This window comes from Streptomyces sodiiphilus, from assembly GCF_039529215.1.
In the GTDB taxonomy this organism is placed as follows: domain Bacteria; phylum Actinomycetota; class Actinomycetes; order Streptomycetales; family Streptomycetaceae; genus Streptomyces; species Streptomyces sodiiphilus.
This window is the reverse complement of record NZ_BAAAMJ010000015.1, coordinates 14,674-31,427: the sequence shown is the minus strand read 5'-3', so window position 1 is coordinate 31,427 and position 16,754 is coordinate 14,674. Positions and strand designations below refer to the sequence as shown.

At 73.3% G+C, this 16,754-nt stretch carries 16 protein-coding genes and 1 pseudogene; 11 read left to right on the top strand and 6 right to left on the bottom strand.

Annotated elements, in window-relative coordinates; genetic code table 11:
- Positions 1–26: 26 nt before the first annotated feature.
- The 9 genes and pseudogenes from ABD299_RS08675 to ABD299_RS08635 form a co-directional block, all read left to right on the top strand.
- Positions 27–788, top strand: a pseudogene (locus ABD299_RS08675) (spermidine synthase); the annotation flags it as partial.
- 95 nt (positions 789–883) lie between these two features.
- Positions 884–1,828, top strand: coding sequence for an SRPBCC domain-containing protein (locus tag ABD299_RS08670; protein ID WP_344260081.1), 945 nt, complete (start codon positions 884–886; stop codon positions 1,826–1,828).
- 47 nt (positions 1,829–1,875) lie between these two features.
- Positions 1,876–2,697, top strand: a complete 822-nt coding sequence (locus ABD299_RS08665) for an aldose epimerase family protein (protein ID WP_344260079.1) — start codon at positions 1,876–1,878, stop codon at positions 2,695–2,697.
- 10 nt (positions 2,698–2,707) lie between these two features.
- Positions 2,708–3,244: an orotate phosphoribosyltransferase gene (gene pyrE / locus ABD299_RS08660; protein WP_344260077.1), complete on the top strand. Its 537-nt coding sequence runs from the start codon at positions 2,708–2,710 to the stop codon at positions 3,242–3,244.
- 253 nt (positions 3,245–3,497) lie between these two features.
- Positions 3,498–4,520, top strand: a complete 1,023-nt coding sequence (gene fbaA / locus ABD299_RS08655) for a class II fructose-bisphosphate aldolase (protein WP_344260075.1) — start codon at positions 3,498–3,500, stop codon at positions 4,518–4,520.
- A 26-nt stretch (positions 4,521–4,546) separates the two neighbouring features.
- Positions 4,547–4,960, top strand: a complete 414-nt coding sequence (locus ABD299_RS08650) for a DUF3151 domain-containing protein (protein WP_344260073.1) — start codon at positions 4,547–4,549, stop codon at positions 4,958–4,960.
- A gap of 129 nt (positions 4,961–5,089) precedes the next feature.
- Positions 5,090–5,917: a tryptophan 2,3-dioxygenase family protein gene (locus ABD299_RS08645; protein ID WP_344260071.1), complete on the top strand. Its 828-nt coding sequence runs from the start codon at positions 5,090–5,092 to the stop codon at positions 5,915–5,917.
- Positions 5,910–7,151, top strand: coding sequence for a kynureninase (kynU, locus tag ABD299_RS08640; RefSeq protein ID WP_344260069.1), 1,242 nt, complete (start codon positions 5,910–5,912; stop codon positions 7,149–7,151). Before ABD299_RS08645 ends, kynU begins: the two co-directional genes overlap by 8 nt.
- Positions 7,152–7,186: 35 nt before the next feature.
- On the top strand, positions 7,187–7,918 hold the full coding sequence (locus ABD299_RS08635) for an alpha/beta fold hydrolase (protein ID WP_425581293.1): 732 nt from the start codon (positions 7,187–7,189) through the stop codon (positions 7,916–7,918).
- Here the strand turns inward: ABD299_RS08635 and ABD299_RS08630 are convergent.
- From ABD299_RS08630 to ABD299_RS08615, 4 genes are all read right to left on the bottom strand, one after another.
- The gene (locus tag ABD299_RS08630) at positions 7,908–8,567 is read right to left on the bottom strand and encodes a class F sortase (RefSeq protein WP_344260065.1); all 660 of its coding nucleotides are present in this window, start codon (positions 8,565–8,567) and stop codon (positions 7,908–7,910) included. The two genes, ABD299_RS08635 and ABD299_RS08630, sit on opposite strands and share 11 nt — an antisense overlap.
- A 169-nt stretch (positions 8,568–8,736) precedes the next feature.
- Positions 8,737–9,276 carry a hypothetical protein gene (locus ABD299_RS08625; protein WP_344260063.1) on the bottom strand — a complete coding sequence of 180 codons (540 nt, stop codon included), beginning with the start codon at positions 9,274–9,276 and terminating at the stop codon, positions 8,737–8,739.
- Between the two features lie 284 nt (positions 9,277–9,560).
- On the bottom strand, positions 9,561–11,213 hold the full coding sequence (locus ABD299_RS08620) for an ABC transporter permease (RefSeq protein ID WP_344260061.1): 1,653 nt from the start codon (positions 11,211–11,213) through the stop codon (positions 9,561–9,563).
- On the bottom strand, positions 11,210–12,178 hold the full coding sequence (locus ABD299_RS08615; RefSeq protein WP_344260059.1) for an ABC transporter ATP-binding protein: 969 nt from the start codon (positions 12,176–12,178) through the stop codon (positions 11,210–11,212). Before ABD299_RS08615 ends, ABD299_RS08620 begins: the two co-directional genes overlap by 4 nt.
- A gap of 92 nt (positions 12,179–12,270) precedes the next feature.
- Here ABD299_RS08615 and ABD299_RS08610 point away from each other — a divergent pair, with 92 nt between their 5' ends.
- The gene (locus tag ABD299_RS08610) at positions 12,271–12,891 is read left to right on the top strand and encodes a GbsR/MarR family transcriptional regulator (protein ID WP_344260057.1); all 621 of its coding nucleotides are present in this window, start codon (positions 12,271–12,273) and stop codon (positions 12,889–12,891) included.
- A gap of 31 nt (positions 12,892–12,922) precedes the next feature.
- Here the strand turns inward: ABD299_RS08610 and ABD299_RS08605 are convergent, their stop codons facing one another.
- Complete coding sequence (locus ABD299_RS08605; RefSeq protein WP_344260055.1) at positions 12,923–13,678, bottom strand: diacylglycerol kinase family protein; 756 nt, start codon at positions 13,676–13,678, stop codon at positions 12,923–12,925.
- 130 nt (positions 13,679–13,808) lie between these two features.
- Between ABD299_RS08605 and ABD299_RS08600 the strand changes: the two genes are divergently transcribed.
- The gene (locus ABD299_RS08600; protein ID WP_344260053.1) at positions 13,809–15,092 is read left to right on the top strand and encodes an adenylosuccinate synthase; all 1,284 of its coding nucleotides are present in this window, start codon (positions 13,809–13,811) and stop codon (positions 15,090–15,092) included.
- Between the two features lie 74 nt (positions 15,093–15,166).
- On the opposite strand, the gene ABD299_RS08595 is transcribed toward ABD299_RS08600, so the two are convergent.
- Positions 15,167–16,726 (bottom strand): MDR family MFS transporter, encoded by a 1,560-nt coding sequence (locus tag ABD299_RS08595; protein WP_344260431.1) that lies wholly within the window; start codon positions 16,724–16,726, stop codon positions 15,167–15,169.
- Positions 16,727–16,754 lie beyond the last annotated feature (28 nt).

Sequence of the window (16,754 nt, the reverse complement as noted above, 5' to 3'; positions counted from 1 at the left end):
GCACTGAGTGACGTAGCGTTCCGCACATGCTCGACTCCACCGAGGCCGCTCCCCCGGTGTCCGCGCCCGCGGGGGAGGAACCTTCCGTCCGGCTGCCCGTGCCGGCCGGCATCGGCCGCGCCCTGGTGCTGGCCGCCGTGTTCGTCTGCGCGGCCTGCGGGCTGGTGTACGAACTCCAGCTCATCGCCCTGGCCGACTACCTGGTGGGCGACACCGTCACCCAGACCTCCATCGTCCTGTCCCTGATGGTCTTCGCCATGGGGATCGGCTCGCTGGCCGCCAAGCGGCTGCGCCGGAGCCCCTCGTTCAGCTTCGGGATGATCGAGACACTGCTGGCGCTGGCGGGCGGCAGCTCGGCGATGGTGCTGTACGCCGGGTACCTCTGGTTCGGCGAGGCACGCCCGGTGCTGATCGGCTACTCCCTTCTGCTGGGCGTGCTCATCGGCGCGGAGATGCCGCTGCTGATGACGCTCATCCAGCGCATCCGCCGGCAGGACGCCGGGGGGGCGATGGCAGATCTGTCCGCCGCCGACTACGTCGGCGCGCTGACCGGCGGCCTGGCCTTCCCCTTTCTCCTGTTGCCGCTCCTGGGGCGGCTGAACGCCGCCCTGCTGACCGGCGTGGTCAACACCCTGGCCGGCGCGGCCGTGGTGCTCTGGCTCTTCCGGCGGGACCTGACCCGGCGCGCCCGCTGGGTGCTGCTGGCCGCGGGCGTCACGGTCGTCGCGGTGCTGCTGGCCGCCACCTTCTGGGTGAGTCCGCTGGAGAGTGCCACCGGGCAGGCCGTGGAGGCGGACGGCCCGGCGGCGGACCGCTGACACCGTGCAGAGACGTTTGCGCCGCACCTGGCGCCGCCGGGCCGTCGAGTGGGTAGGCTCCGGGCATGGAGCACGAGATCTATGTCCCGTTTTCCGCCGCTGTCGTGAGGTCCGCGCTCACCGATCCGGAGCGCGTCGCCCGCTGCGTTCCCGGTCTTCAGCCGGCACCGGACGGGGACCCGGCCGCTCCGGGCGGACGGCTGCGTCTGCGGATCGGCGGCTCCACCATCACCTACCGCGGCGGACTGGGGATCAGCGGCCACGGCGAGGGCTTCACCGTCGAGGGAGAGGGGAGCGAGGCCCGCGGCGAAGGCACCGTGCGGCTCACCCTCACCGTGGTGCCCCGTCCCACGGCGGACGGCTCCGGCACCACTCTCTCCTTCACCGGGACCGTCGAAGCCACCGGCAGGCTGGCGCGGTTCGAACCGGAGCAGCGGCAGGCCACCGGCCGGCGGCTGCTGGAGCGGTTCACCGAGGCTCTCGTCGGGGACCTGGGCCGCGACGCACCGCCCGGCGAGGCATCCGCCGACGAGCCCTCCCCGCCGGCCGGCATCGGTGAACCGGAGGACAACGAGCGCGCCATCCCCGGCATCCCGGCCCCGGACAACCCTCCCGACACCGCACCGGCCGACGGCGGGGCCGGCCCGGGCGCGCCCGGGGGACCCGAGAAGGAGTCCGGCACTCCCGGCAGCCCTCCCCGCGAGGAGGGCCCGGCACCCGAGGGCCCCGAAAGCCCCGAGTCCGCACCGCGGGCCGAGGAGGACCTCGTCGGCGCCCCGCCGGCCGCCGGCCCGCCCGGCACCCCGGAGGCCGGTGTCGCCCGCCGCACCATGATCGGACGCAGCGCCGAGGAGGTGGACCACGCCCCGCCGCGCGGGCGGTACGCGCCGGAGCCCGGCCCGGGCGGTTCACCCTCGGGCACCGACGTGCTGCGCTGGGCCGCCCCGGCGGCGGCTCTCGCCCTGGTCTGTGCGGTCGCGGTCGGCCGGGCGCTCCGCCGGCGCTCCTGAGGGCGGAAGCGCCGGTGCGCCCCGGCCGGTCTCGTTATCGTCGAGGGGTGACCATTCATGACACAGACCGCGGTGTGCTGCTCCGCGCCGCCGACGTCGAGCTGACCGTCCGTCCGGACCAGGGCGCCCGGCTCGCCTCCCTCCGCATCGGCGGCACCGAGCTGCTCCGGCAGGGCGAGAGGTTCGGCTCCTTCGTGATGGCCCCCTGGTGCGGCCGTACGGGCTACGGGAGGTTCCGGAACGGCGTGCGGGAGCACCGGCTGCCCCAGGACGCCGGTGACCACGCCATCCACGGCACCGTCCGGCGCCGGGAGTGGCGCACGGCGCGCGCCGACGCCACCTCCGCCGTCTTCACCTGCGACCTGGCCGACCCCTGGCCGTACGAGGGGCGGGTGACCCAGCTCGTGGAGCTGGCCGAGGACGGCAGCGGGCTGGATCTCACCCTGGGTGTGGAGACCACGGGCGACTCCTTCCCCGCCCAGGCCGGCTGGCACCCCTGGTTCCTGCGCACTCTCCGTCCCGGTGGCCCGGAGGCCGTCATCGGCTTCTCCGCCGCCTGGCAGGCCGAGCGCGGACCGGACAAGCTGCCCACCGGCCGGCGCGTCGAGCCCCGCCCGGGACCGTGGGACGACTGTTTCCACATGCCCGAGGGCGTCTCGGCCACCCTCACCTGGCCCGGGGAGCTGGAGCTGACGGTCAGCAGCCGCTCGGAGTGGGTCGTCATCTACGACGAGCAGCCCGAGGCGGTCTGCGTGGAGCCGCAGTCCGGCCCGCCGAACGGTCTGAACACCCACCCCCGGCTGGTGACGCCCATCGACCCGCTGGAGATCAGCAGCCGCTGGACCTGGCGCCGGCCGGACGTGTCGTAGTGTCGCAGCCATGAGCGTGCGCGACGAGCTGCTGCGGCAGATCAAGGACAAGGCCGTGGTTCACGGCAGGGTGACACTCTCCTCCGGGCTGGAGGCCGACTACTACATCGACCTGCGCCGGGTCACCCTGGACGGCCTGGCCGCTCCTCTGGTCGGCCAGGTGATGCTGGACGCCACCGCGGACCTGGACTACGACGCGGTCGGCGGGCTCACGCTCGGTGCCGACCCGGTGGCCACCGCCATGCTGCACGCGGCCGCGGCCCGCGGCCGGGCGCTGGACGCCTTCGTGGTGCGCAAGGAGCAGAAGAAGCACGGCATGCAGCGGAGGATCGAGGGGCCGGACATCGCCGGGCGCCGGGTGCTGGTGGTGGAGGACACCTCCACCACCGGCGGATCCCCGCTCACCGCGGTCGAGGCGGCCCGTGAGGCCGGCGCCGAGGTGGTTGCCGTGGCCGTTCTCGTCGAGCGCGGCGGTGCCCCGGCGGTGGAGAAGGCCGGGCTGCGCTACCTCCAGGCCTACGGCCTCGGCGAACTGGGCCTGGGCTGAGTCACCCGTCCGGTCGCGCGCCCGGCCGTTCCGGCGGCCGGGCCGGCCTGCGGTGATCACCCAGCGTCGCCGTTTCACGTGAAACCCGCGACCGGCGGGACGCCCGACGTGTCCGGGTGCGCCCCGGATGTTCCGCGGCGCGGGGGCGCTGCCTGCCGGAGCATCCGGGCCGGTCTGGGAGGATGGGGCCGACGATGACGTCGTTCCGTTGAGCCGATCCGGACACCACGCACACCCCAAGAGGAGCGGACAGATGCCCATCGCAACCCCCGAGGTCTACCAGCAGATGCTCGACCGGGCGAAGGCCGGTAAGTTCGCCTACCCCGCGATCAACGTCACCTCGACCCAGACTCTCCACGCGGCGCTGCGCGGCTTCGCCGAGGCGGAGAGCGACGGCATCGTGCAGATCTCCACGGGCGGCGCCGAGTTCCTGGGCGGCCAGTACAGCAAGGACATGGTCACCGGCGCGGTGGCACTGGCCGAGTTCGCGCACATCGTCGCCGGCAAGTACCCGGTGAACATCGCGCTGCACACCGACCACTGCCCCAAGGAGAAGCTGGACGGCTACGTCCGGCCGCTGCTGGCCCTCTCCAGGGAGCGGGTCTCCCGCGGCGAGAACCCGCTGTTCCAGTCCCACATGTGGGACGGCTCCGCGGAGACGCTGAAGGACAACCTGGACATCGCCCGGGAGCTGCTGGCCGAGGCCGCCGCCGCCCGGATCGTCCTCGAGGTCGAGATCACCCCGACCGGCGGCGAGGAGGACGGCGTCAGCCACGAGATCAACGACGAGCTCTACACCACGGTCGACGACGCCCTGCGCACCGCCGAGGCCCTCGGCCTGGGCGAGCAGGGCCGCTACCTGCTGGCCGCCTCCTTCGGCAACGTGCACGGCGTCTACAAGCCGGGCAACGTGGTGCTCCGCCCCGAACTCCTCAAGGACCTCCAGGAGGGCGTCGGCGCCAAGTACGGCAAGCAGAGCCCGTTCGACTTCGTCTTCCACGGCGGCTCCGGCTCCACCCGGGAGGAGATCGCCACCGCGCTGGACAACGGCGTGGTGAAGATGAACCTCGACACCGACACCCAGTACGCCTTCACCCGCCCCGTCGCGGACCACATGTTCCGCAACTACGACGGCGTGCTGAAGATCGACGGCGAGGTCGGCAACAAGAAGACCTACGACCCGCGCAGCTGGGGCAAGGCCGCCGAGGCGTCGATGGCCGAGCGGGTCACCAAGGCCTGCGCCGACCTGCGCTCCACCGGCACCCGGCTCGCCTGACCCGGCCGCCTGTCAGACTGGGAACCATGGCCATTCACGAGAACCTGCTCGGGGGTCCGCCCCCGACCCATCTGCCCGACGACCCCGAGCCGCGGGAGCTGCTCGCCGCGGGCAAGGACCCCGCCGAGGTGGCCGCCAGGTACCCGGCCTCGTCCCTGGTCTGGGCGCAGCTGGCCGACGACGCCTTCGCGGACGGCCGGGTGGTCGAGTCCTACGCCTACGCCCGCACCGGCTACCACCGCGGTCTCGACGCGCTGCGCCGCAGCGGCTGGAAGGGGCACGGCCCGGTGCCGTTCGAGCACGAGCCGAACCGCGGCTTCCTGCGCGCCCTGCACGCCCTCGCCCGGGCCGCCCAGGCCATCGGCGAGGAGGCGGAGTACGAGCGCTGCACGACGTTCCTGCGGGACAGCTCGCCCACCGCGGCGGACACCCTCGGCTGACCGGGGCCCGGCAGCAGCCGCTGCCCGCACGGACGGCGCTCCGCGACCTGCGGGGCGCCGTCCGCGCCCGGGGACAGTACTCTGCGCTTGAGCCCGGCGATCCCGGGCGGACCACGCAAGGAGCCAGCCATGCCGAACCCCGTCGAGCCGGAGCCCGAAGCGCCCCACCTGGACTTCCAGGGCACCACGCCGTACGAGGACTACATCCAGGCGGACGTCCTCACCCACCTCCAGCATCCGCTGTCCGACGACCCGGGGGAGATGGCCTTCCTGGTCACCACCCAGGTCATGGAGCTGTGGTTCACCGTCATCGTCCACGAGTGGCACACCGCCTCCGAAGCCCTGCGCAGGGACGACCTGCCCACCGCGCTGGCGGCGCTGCGGCGCTCCTGCTACGAGCTGAGCGCGCTGAACGCCTCCTGGGAGCCGCTGGCCCACCTCACCCCCCGCGAGTTCAACTCCTACCGGGCCGCGCTCGGCGAGGGCTCCGGCTTCCAGTCGGCCATGTACCGGCGGATGGAGTTCCTGCTCGGCGAGAAGTCCGCCTCCATGCTGGTGCCGCACCGGGGCGCCCCGCGGGTGCACGACGAGCTGGAGAAGGCCCTGCACGAGCCCAGCCTCTACGACGAGGTGCTGGCCTACCTGGCCCGCTGCGGCGAGGACATTCCCCGTGAGGTCCTCGACCGGGACCGGGCCCTGCGCTACGAGCCGGACCCTTCGGTGGAGGCCGTCTGGCAGCGCGTCTACTCCGAGGGCGACCCGCTCACCGAGCTCGGGGAGGCGCTGACCGAGGTCGCCGAACTGGTGTGGCGCTGGCGCAACGACCACCTGGCCGCCACCCGGCGGGCGATGGGGGCCAAGACCGGCACCGGTGGCTCGGCCGGCGTGTCCTGGCTGGAGAAGCGGGCCCGCAAGCAGGTCTTCCCCGAGCTGTGGACGGCCCGCAGCCATGTCTGACACCTCCGCACGCACTCACGCCGCTGACGGCCCGGAGGCCGGCGGAGAGCTTCACGAGCGCGCCGCCCGGCTGGACGCGGCCGACCCGCTGCGTGGCAGCCGTGCGCACTTCGTCCTGGACGACACCGTCTACCTCGACGGCAACTCGCTCGGCGCGCTGCCGCGGACGGTGCCCGGCCGGGTCGCGGAGGTGGTCCGCCGCGAGTGGGGCGAACTGCGCATCCGCTCGTGGACCGAATCCGGCTGGTGGACCATGCCCGAGCGCGTCGGGGACCGCATCGCGCCGCTGATCGGCGCCGCCCCCGGGCAGGTGGTCGCGGGCGACTCCACCAGCGTCAATGTGCTCAAGGCCGTGGTCGGCGCCGTCCGGCTCGCGGACAGGGAGCGCGACGAGATCCTGGTCGACGCCACCACCTTCCCGACCGACGGCTACATCGCCGCCTCGGCGGCGCGGATGACGGGCCGCACGCTGCGCCCGGTGGAGGCCGCGGCGGTGGCCAGGGAGGCGGGACCGCGCACGGCGGCCGTGCTGGTCAACCACGTGGACTACCGCACCGGCGAGCTGCACGACCTGCCGGGGATCACGGCTGCGGTGCACGCCGCGGGTGCCCGGGTGGTCTGGGACTTGTGCCACAGCGCGGGAGCGCTGCCCGTCGGCCTGGACGCGCACGGCGTGGACTTCGCGGTGGGCTGCACCTACAAGTACCTCAACGGCGGGCCGGGCGCCCCGGCGTACCTCTATGTCGCCGCCGCGCACCAGGGCGCCTTCGACTCGCCGCTGCCGGGCTGGAACTCGCACGCCGAGCCGTTCGCGATGGAGGCCGGCTACACCCCGGCCGACGGCGCCGTGCGGGGCCGGGTCGGTACCCCGGACATCCTGTCGATGGCCGCGCTGGAGGCGGCGCTGGAGGTCTGGGACGGCGTCCGGGTGGAGGAGGTGCGCGCCAAGAGTCTGGCGCTGACCGACTTCTTCCTGGAGTGTGTCGAGGCGTGCGTGCCGTCCGGCTCGGTGGTGTGTGCCACGCCGCTCCCGCACGGACGACGCGGCAGCCAGATCGCGCTGCGCTGTGCGGACGCCGCGGCGGTGATGGCCGAGCTGATCCGGCGGGGGGTGGTGGGCGACTTCCGGGAGCCGGACGTGCTGCGTTTCGGCTTCACCCCGCTCTACACCTCCTTCACCGACGCCTGGCGGGCGGCCCGCGAGCTGGGCGCGGTGCTGCGGGCACCGGCGTGAGCGCCGACGGGAAAGCGCCGCCGGCCGCCGGGCCGGTGCGGGAGACCGGGCGGGACGCCGCCGAGCTGGAGGCCCTGCTCGCCCTGCCCCCGGCCCGGCCGGATCGCACGCTGAGATACGGCGCACACCCCTCGCAGGTGACCGACCTGTACGGCGAGGGCCCGCCGCGCCTGGCGCTGCTGCACGGTGGATTCTGGCGGGAGGCCTATGACCGGGCCCATCTGGCGCCGCTGGCCGCCGCGCTGGCGCGCCGGGGGACGCCGGTCGCACTGGTGGAGTACCGCAGGGTGGGCGGCGGCGGGGGGTGGCCGGAGACCTTCGAGGATGTGGCCGCCGCGCTCGGGTCGCTCCCGGGGGAGGACGCGGTGGTGCTGGCCGGGCACTCGGCCGGCGGTCAGCTCGCGCTGTGGGCGGCGGCGTGCGCTCCGCAGCGGGTGGCCCGGACCGTGGCGGTCGCGCCGGTGGCCGATCTGGGCCGGGCGGCCGAGCTGGGGACCGGCGGGCACGCGGTGGCACAGTTCCTCGGCAGCAGCCGCCTGGAGCGGCTGCTGCCGGGGCCCGACCCGGTGCGGCTGCCCGTCCCCGCCGCGCCGGTGACGCTGGTGCACGGCGAGGACGACACCCAGGTACCGCCCGAGCTGTCCGCCGCGTACGTGGAACACTCCGGGGCCCGCCTGGAGAGCTGGCCCGGGGTGGGTCACTATGCACCGGTCACGGCCGGGTCGCCGGCCGCGGAGCGGCTGTCCGCGCTGCTGGTCAGCCGGTGAGCCGGGCGTAGGCGACGATGTTGGAGTCGTAGCCGCCGTCCTTGGTCCACCGGCCGCCGCAGGTGATCAGCCGCAGCTGCGGCGTGTCGACGGATCCGTAGACCCGCTTGTCGGGAAAATCGGTGATCGGGTACTGCTCGACGGAGTCCACCGTGAAGGTGGCCGTGGTGCCGTCCGCGCGGTCGATCTCGATCGTCCGTCCCGGTTCGAGGGAACCGAGGCCGGCGAACGCGGCCGGCCCGTCGTAGGTGTCGAGGTGCCCGACGAGGAGCGCCGTCCCGCGTTCGCCGGGGGAGACGCCGCCGGAGTACCAGGCGGCCCGCATGGCGTTCTCCTCGGACGGCGAGGGCGGGCCGCCGTCGGGCTCCAGATCGGCGCCGAAGACCCTGACGTCGGTGCCCAGTTGCGGGATCCGCACGCGCACCGGCTCGGAGCGGGTCATCGGGGGGACGATCTTCGCCATCGGCCGGAGGGATATGGAGCTCTCCTCCGCGGCACCGGCGGTGGAGCCGGAGTCGGGCGCTGCCGCCGGGGCGTCCACGGCGTGCGGCCGGGAGACCCCCTCGGCGATGCTGCTGGAGGACCGGGCCTCGCGGACGCCGTCCCCCGGCCCGGGTACGACCTGCAGGGCGACCAGACCGGCCAGCATCGCCNNGCAGCCGCCGCCTCCAGACGGCGGCTGCGGGCCGCGAGCCGGTGCTGACGGCCGGTCGGGGCGGGCCTGAGAGCGCCGCGGGTGCGGCCCGGGATGGCGGTGGCGCCGGAGGGGGTCCGCCGACGTGCTGGTCGGCGCGGGTTCTCAGGCACGCCCGGACTCCTCAGCCGTGGTTGCCGGCGTTGCGGCGACGGGTGAAGAACATGTACCCGGCCGCACCGGCCGCTGCCACGCCGCTCCCGACGGCCAGGGCGGTCATCGAGGAGTTGCTCTCCGAGGTGCCGCCGAATCCGGCCGCCGCGTGCCCGGTGGGCGGCGCGGCGGTGAAGGTGAACGCGCTGCTGATCGAGACGCCGTCGGCGCACTTGACGGTGACCGGGTAGCTTCTGCCGACCTGCAGGCCGCGCTCCTTGATCCGGCCGGTGCCGACCCACTGGCCGCGGGCCGCCTGCTTGAGGGCGATGGGCTGCTGGAAGGCCTGCGACTGGGCCCGGCTGGCAGGCTGGCAGCTCGCCTTGACGGTGACGTGGGTGCCCGCGCCGCCGGCACCGGGGGTGACGGTGAGCGGGGAGGTGCGGTTGGCCGGCTTGCTGTCGTCGGCGGCCACCGAGACGGGGGCGCCGAGACCGAGGCCGAGAACGGCGACGGCGGCACCGGCGGCCAGCCGGCCGCCGAGAGGCTTCAGGGACTTCAGGGACTTCATGGTTACGGATGACCTCCTGGTCGAGTGCGGCACGCGAGGGGCGTGACGGGCTGTCAACCACATGCGACCAGTGAGTCACCGGTCCCGCACCTCCAGCGGGTCCCAGCGGGTGCTTCCTTGCTCCGTACGGGCCGGGGCGCGGCGGCCTTGAGGGCCGCCGGACCACACCGGCACGGAGGGCGGAAAACGGCAGGGCCCCCGCCCCTCGGGAGAGGGACGGGGGGCCGGTGCGGGCCGCCCGCCGACGGTCAACGCCGGGGCGGGTCAGTCCGGTTGGCGCCGTGTCACTTCGTCTCCAGGTCCCGTCGCCGGAACCCCGCCAGGCCGAACGCGATCAGGGCCGCGGCCAGAGCGGTGAGGATCAGCACCGGGAGCCAGTTCATGCTCTCGGCGGGCACCTGCGGCAGATGGCCGAACGGTGACAGGTTGTTCATCCAGTCGGGGAACCGCAGCAGCTGGCCCAGATAGCCGACCACGAAGCCGTACACCGGGACGAGCCACACCACCGGGGCGGCCCGCGGCAGCCACCCCAGCAGGGCCACGGCGAGCCCCGCGGTGAACCACAGCGCCGGGACGTACACCAGCGCGGCGCCCGTCAGCCGGAGGATCAGCCCGTTGTCGCCGGTGGACGCGGCTCCGGCCAGCCCGAAGGCCAGCCCGGCAACCAGCAGCATCCCGACGCTGCCGCCCAGGACGACCACCAGATGGCTGCTCACCCAGCGGGTGCGGGACAGGGCGGTCGACAGCAGCGGCTCGGCCCGCCCCGAGGTCTCCTCCGACCGTGGCCGCTGCGCGGCCAGCGCCGCGTACACGGCGGCGATCACCGAGATGGGCAGCATCACCATGGCGGCGAACGCGTCCACGAGGGAGGCGCCGCCCAGCTCGGCGAGGGCCTCCTGGATGGCCTCGATGCTGCCGACCATGTCCTCGACCTCGGCGAGCACACCGCCGTAGGCCGCGCCCAGCACCAGCATGCCGGTGCCGAAGCCGATGAGCAGTCCGCGGTGCAGCCGCAGCGCGAAACCCTCGGGGCGCACCAGCAGCCCGGACGCGGCCGGCCGGGACTGGCGCGGCGGACGCAGCCCGGCGCCGACGTCCCGGCGGACGCTGAGCGCGTACCCGGCGGCGGCCGCGGCGGCCGCGGCGGCGAGTGCGATCAGCAGGGGCCACCAGCGGTCGTCCACGTAGACGTAGGTGCGCTGGGCCCAGCCGATCGGGGACATCCACGACAGTGCGTCGGCGTCGATGTCGCCGACGGCCCGCAGCACGTAGGCGATGCCGAGGACCGCGCCGGCCATGCCGGAGGCCCCTCGCGCGTGCGCGCTGATCTGCGCCGTCACCGCGGCCACGGCGGCGAAGAAGATGCCCACCGCGGCGTGGGCGGCGCCGTAGAGCACCGCGCCGCCCCAGGTGTAGCCGTCGGCCCGCAGCGGACCGAGGCTCAGTGCGAACAGCGCGGCGACCAGCAGGTTGGCGAGGACGGTGACCAGCAGCGCGGACGTCAGATACGCGTGGCGGCCCACCACTGCGGCGCGCACCAGCTCCGCGCGGCCGGTCTCCTCCTCGTTGCGGGTGTGCCGCACCACCATCAGCAGGCTCATCAGCGCCACCAGCACGGCGGTGAAGCCGAGCATCTGGTGGCCCATCATCGAGCCGTAGTTGTAGTCGGTCACGTAGTGGATGGGGCCGGACAGGGCGAGCCCGGCCGGGGAGCTGTTGGCCTCCGCGGAGGCGCGCATGTCGGCCTCGGTGGGCAGCAGGCCTTCCAGGCTGGCCGCAGTGGCCACGGTGCCGAGTGTCAGCGCCACGGCCCAGACCGGGATGCGGATGCGGTCCTGGCGCAGGGCGAACCGCAGCAGGATGCCGGTGCCGGCCAGCGGGGCTCTGGTCTCGGCCAGTTCGGGCGCCGGGGACCGGGCGTCGGTCACGGCGCTCATCGCGGGGCCCCGGTGGAGCCGTCGGCGGTGGCCCCGGGGCCGCCGTTGCCGTTGCCGTTGGCCGCGAGTTCGTCGCCGTAGTGGCGGAGCATCAGCTCCTCCAGGGTGGGCGGGTGGCTGGTGAGGCTGCGGATGCCGGCCTCGGTGAGGGTGCTGATCGCCGAGTGCAGGTGCCGGCCGTCCACGGTGAAGTGGAGGCGGCCGTCCTCCCCGGTGCGCACGTCGTGCACGCCGGTCAGCTCCTCCAGGCCGGTGGCCGGGCGTTCGGTCTCCGCCTCCACGGTGGTGCGGGTCAGGTGCCGCAGCTCGCTCAGGGTGCCGGACTGCACGATCTTGCCCAGCCGGATGATGCTGACCTTGTCGCACAGCTTCTCGACCTGGGCGAGGATGTGGCTGGACAGCAGGACCGTCTTGCCCTGCGCCTTGGCCTGGAAGATGACGTCCTGGAAGACGACCTCCATGAGCGGGTCGAGGCCCGCCGTGGGCTCGTCCAGCAGCAGCAGCTCGGCGTCGGAGGCGAGCGCGGCCACGATGGCGACCTTCTGCCGGTTCCCCTTGGAGTAGGTGCGGCCCTTCTTGGTGGGGTCCAGGTCGAAGCGCTCCACGAGCTCGGCACGGCGGCGCGGGTTGATCCCGCCGCGCAGCCGTGCCAGCAGGTCGATGGCCTCGCCGCCGGTGAGGTTGGGCCACAGCTCGACATCACCGGGGACATACGCCAGCCGTCTGTGCAGCTCGACGGCGTCCCGCCAGGGATCACCGCCCAGCACCCGCGAGGTGCCCGAATCCGCGCGCAGGAGTCCGAGCAGTACGCGGAGGGTGGTGGACTTCCCGGCGCCGTTGGGGCCGAGGAAGCCGTGCACCTCTCCGGTCTCCACCTGGAGGTCGAGTCCGTCCAGTGCGCGAGTGCGGCCGAAGGTCTTGACGAGGCCGGACACTGCGATGGCGGCGTTGGTTGCCTGGGTCATGGTGTCAAGATACTGTTAATTCACAAATTTGTGAAGATGGATCGGGTGGGATCGGGATGAGACCATGCAGCGGCTGATGGGAGGATGATCAGGTGAGCAAGGACCGGCCGACGGAAGCCCGGCCCGGGCCGCGGCCCGCTCCGGAGCGCGGGCCCGGCGCCGCGGGCGAGCGCCCGTCGCGGCCGGCCGAGGGGCGTGACGAGGCTCTCTCGACGTTCGTCGAGCGCTTCGCCGCCGACCTGGTGGACGCCGGGATGCAGCGGATGGGATCCCGGGTCTTCGCCTGCCTGCTCACCGCGCCCGAGGGCGCGCTCAGCTCGGCCGAACTCTCCGAGCGGCTCCAGGTCAGTCCGGCCGCCGTCTCCGGCGCCGTGCGCTACCTCTCCCAGGTGCACCTGGTGACCCGCGAGCGGCAGCCCGGCTCCCGCCGTGAGCGCTACCGGCTGCACCACGACACCTGGTACCAGGCGATGGTCAACCGCGACGCGTTGATCAACCGCTGGCTCGGTTCCCTGCGTACCGGGATCGACGCGGTCGGCCCCGCCACCCCGGCCGGGCAGCGGCTTGCGGAGACCGTCGACTTCCTGACCTTCTTCCAGGCCGAGCTCCACGCCTCCCTGGAACGCTGGCACGACCTCCGGCGGCGGAACCCGCCGGTCGCGGAGCCCGCGGCCGGCGGAACGGACGAGACCGCACCGGAACGCGGCGCGTAGGGCGGTCCCCGGGAGGGCCGCCGTCGGCGGCTCAGCCCGCCGGCACCCGCAGCCGCAGCGCGGCCGGCAGCACCTGCCAGGTCCGTGACTGCGCGGGACCGCAGTCCACGCTGTCCGCGCGGTAGCTGAACCCGGGCCCCGACACGGTGACCGAGCGCGCCGTCACGGTCACCGCCGCATCCGCCTGCCGCCGCACCACGATGTGGGCCATCCCGTCCGAGGCCGACACCGACACGTCGGCCACCGGCTCGTCCAGATCCGCCAGGACCTCGCCGTCCGCCTCGATCCGCAGCCGCTGCGCCGGTACGCGTTCTTCCGGGTCCGCCCGGCGGGCGGACCGCCACCACGGGCGCCGGCCGGCCTCCGGCTCCGGCGCGGGGATGCCCAGCATGCTCAGCACCACGCCGCCGGCGTCGTCGGTCAGCACGTCCACGGTCCGCTCGGCGCCGCTCAGCGCCGCCCGGGACGCGGCCACCGCGTCCGCCGGCACACCCAGGGCCCGGGCCAGCGCCACCGCCGGCCCCGGCCCCACCGGCACCACCGCCAGCGGGTGCCGCGTCAGCCCGCCGGTGCTCAGCAGCACGCCCACCGCCCGCAGCAGGGCCCGGTCGTCCCCGATGATCACCACCCGCCGGCCGCCTCGCCGGGCCAGGGCGTGCATCATCGCCTGCGGCCTGTCCAGCAGGCACACCTTGGCGTCACGGACGCCCGCACACAGCACATCGCGGGCGATTCTGACCGATTCACCATCCGTGCGCCGGGCCCTCGGGTCGATGAGGATGAGCACCTGTTCGCCTCCCGGCTGCCTGTCCCGTAAGCTCTCTGTGCAAGAGCCCCTGTCGCGATTGCGCCAGGGGTTTTCGTCGATCCGGGGCAGCTTGACTGTCAGATGCCCCGCCCGGAAGGGGTGTACGCCTGTGCCCGCACTTGTGCTGCTCGGTGCTCAGTGGGGTGATGAAGGCAAAGGCAAGGCCACTGATCTGCTCGGCGGGTCGGTGGACTACGTGGTGCGTTTCCAGGGCGGCAACAACGCCGGCCACACGGTCGTCGTCGGCGACCAGAAGTACGCGCTGCACCTGCTGCCCTCCGGCATTCTCTCCCCCGGGTGCACCCCGGTCATCGGCAACGGCGTCGTCATCGACCCCAAAGTCCTGCTCTCCGAGCTGAGCGGACTCAACGAGCGGGGCATCGACACCTCCAAGCTGCTGATCAGTGCCAACGCCCATCTGATCACGCCCTACCACCAGACCCTCGACAAGGTCGCCGAGCGGTTCCTGGGCAAGCGCAAGATCGGCACCACCGGGCGCGGCATCGGCCCCGCCTACGCCGACAAGATCAACCGGATGGGCATCCGGGTCCAGGACCTCTTCGACGAGTCGATCCTGCGGCAGAAGGTGGAGGCCGCCCTGGACCACAAGAACCAGGTGCTGGCCAAGCTGTACAACAGGCGTGCCATCACGGTGAACCAGGTGGTCGACGAACTGCTGGACTACGCCCCGCAGCTGGAGGGCTTCGTCTGCGACACCACGCTGGTGCTCAACGATGCCATCGATGCCGGCAAGGTGGTGCTCTTCGAGGGCGGACAGGGAACGCTGCTCGACGTCGATCACGGCACTTACCCGTTCGTGACGTCTTCCAACCCCACCGCGGGCGGTGCCTGCACGGGTGCGGGCGTGGGGCCGACGAGGATCAACCGGGTCATCGGCATCCTCAAGGCGTACACCACCCGGGTCGGCGCCGGGCCGTTCCCGACCGAACTCCTCGACGAGGACGGCGAGGCGCTGCGCCGCATCGGCGGCGAGTTCGGCGTCACCACGGGGCGCGACCGGCGCTGCGGCTGGTTCGACGCGGTGATCGCCCGCTACGCGACCCGGGTCAACGGCCTGACGGACTTCTTCCTCACCAAGCTCGACGTCCTCACCGGCTGGGAGCGCGTCCCGGTCTGTGTCGCCTACGAGATCGACGGCAAGCGCGTCGAGGAGATGCCTGCCAGCCAGAGCGACTTCCACCACGCCAAGCCGGTCTACGAGTACCTGCCGGGCTGGAGCGAGGACATCACCGGCGCGAAGACCTTCGAGGACCTGCCGAAGAACGCGCGCGACTACGTGAAGGCGCTGGAGGAGATGTCCGGGGCACCCGTCTCGGCGATCGGCGTCGGCCCGGGCCGCGACGAGACCATCCAGATCAGCTCCTTCCTCTGACCGCCGGGGACCTTCCGGCAGCCGGGGGTCTTCCGAAGCCGGGGAGACGGCCGCCGGGCCGGCCGGCGCCGGGGCTACCGCGCCCCGGGCGCGACGGCGCCGGCGGTCCGTTCCGCCGGCCGCCCCGGCTTCTCCCCGGCGGGCAGGTCGATGGTGTCCCGCAGGGTGATGGGGCGCAGGAGGAGTGTCGCGAGGACGCCGACCACGGCGACGGCCGCGGCAACCAGGAAGATGGTCCCGGTCACATCCGCGTAGGCGGTGCGGACCACGGCCAGCGCCGTTCCGGGGAGCGCCTCCAGGTTCAGATTGCTGCTCTGCTCACCGGTGGGCGCCACGCCCGCCGCCGCGTAGCCCCGCGCTATCTCGGCGTTGACGTGTGCCGCCAGCACCGCGCCCAGCACCGAGACACCGATGGTGCCGCCCAGGGAGCGGAAGAACGTGATGGCCCCGCTGGCGGCTCCCAGTTCGCGCAGCGGCACGGAGTTCTGCACGACGAGCACCAGGTTCTGCAGGGACAGCCCGATGCCCATGCCCGTCAGCACCATCGCGGCGGAGATCTCCAGGAGCGAGGTCGCGTGGTCGATGGTGGACAGCCACAGGAAGCCGCCGGTGAGGATCACCGAGCCCGTCACGACGAGTGCCTTGACCTTGCCGGTCCGGGACGCCAGGTGCCCGGCGAGGGTGGAGAAGACCATGACGCCCAGCATCATCGGGGTGGTCAGCAGCCCGGCCTCGGTGGGGCTGTGGCCGCGTCCCACCTGGAAATACTGCCCCAGGAAGACGACGCCGCCGAACATGCCCACGCCGACCGCGAGGCTGGCCAGGATCGCCAGCGCCGAGTTGCGCCGGGTGACGATGTGCAGCGGGATGACCGGCTCCCTGACGCGGGACTCCACCCACACCGCCGCCACCAGGGTCAGTACGCCGCCACCGGTCATCGCCGCGGTCTGCCAGGACAGCCAGGGGAAGGTGTTCCCGACGAAGGTCACCCACAGCAGCAGGGTGCTGACGCCCGCGGCGATCAGGGTGGCCCCCGCGTAGTCCACCCGGGCGTCCTCGCGCCGCTCGGACACCAGGTGCAGCGTCCGGCTCAGCAGCACCAGGGCGACCACGGTGAACGGCACCGCGCTGAAGAAGCACCACCGCCACCCCAGCCATGACACGTCGGTGAGCAGGCCGCCCAGCAGCGGGCCGCTGACGGTCGCCACGGCCATCATGACGCCGATGTATCCGTGGTAGCGGCCGCGCTCGCGCGGGGTGGTCATCACCCCGATGACCACCTGGACCAGCACCTGCAGCGCCCCCATGCCCAGCCCCTGGGCGGCGCGGAAGGCGATCAGCTGTTCGGTGGTCTGGGCGAAGCCGCAGGCCAGCGAGCTGACTGTGAAGATCACCAGTGCGATCTGGATCAGCAGCTTCTTGTCGAAGAGGTCCGCGAGCTTTCCCCAGACCGGCGTGGAGGCCGTGGAGGTCAGCAGCAGGGCCGTGACCACCCAGGTGTACTGGGCCTGGGTTCCGTTGAGCGAGCCGATGATCTGCGGGAGCGCGACCGCCACGATCGTTGTGCTGATCATGGCGACGAACAGCACCATGAGCAGGCCGCTGAGCGCCCGGACGACCTGCCGGCGGTCCATGGGTGCGGTGCCGCCCGTCGGCACTGCC

Bases quoted from the DNA above. Each gene is read 5' to 3' on its own strand.
- pyrE (WP_344260077.1), top strand. From the start codon at position 2,708: ATGAGCGTGCGCGACGAGCTGCTGCGGCAGATCAAGGACAAGGCCGTG.
- ABD299_RS08630 (WP_344260065.1), bottom strand. From the start codon at position 8,567: ATGCTGGCCGGTCTGGTCGCCCTGCAGGTCGTACCCGGGCCGGGGGAC.
- ABD299_RS08625 (WP_344260063.1), bottom strand. From the start codon at position 9,276: ATGAAGTCCCTGAAGTCCCTGAAGCCTCTCGGCGGCCGGCTGGCCGCC.
- ABD299_RS08645 (WP_344260071.1), top strand. From the start codon at position 5,090: ATGCCGAACCCCGTCGAGCCGGAGCCCGAAGCGCCCCACCTGGACTTC.
- ABD299_RS08620 (WP_344260061.1), bottom strand. From the start codon at position 11,213: ATGAGCGCCGTGACCGACGCCCGGTCCCCGGCGCCCGAACTGGCCGAG.
- kynU (WP_344260069.1), top strand. From the start codon at position 5,910: ATGTCTGACACCTCCGCACGCACTCACGCCGCTGACGGCCCGGAGGCC.
- fbaA (WP_344260075.1), top strand. From the start codon at position 3,498: ATGCCCATCGCAACCCCCGAGGTCTACCAGCAGATGCTCGACCGGGCG.
- ABD299_RS08615 (WP_344260059.1), bottom strand. From the start codon at position 12,178: ATGACCCAGGCAACCAACGCCGCCATCGCAGTGTCCGGCCTCGTCAAG.
- ABD299_RS08650 (WP_344260073.1), top strand. From the start codon at position 4,547: ATGGCCATTCACGAGAACCTGCTCGGGGGTCCGCCCCCGACCCATCTG.
- ABD299_RS08670 (WP_344260081.1), top strand. From the start codon at position 884: ATGGAGCACGAGATCTATGTCCCGTTTTCCGCCGCTGTCGTGAGGTCC.
- ABD299_RS08595 (WP_344260431.1), bottom strand. From the start codon at position 16,726: ATGGACCGCCGGCAGGTCGTCCGGGCGCTCAGCGGCCTGCTCATGGTG.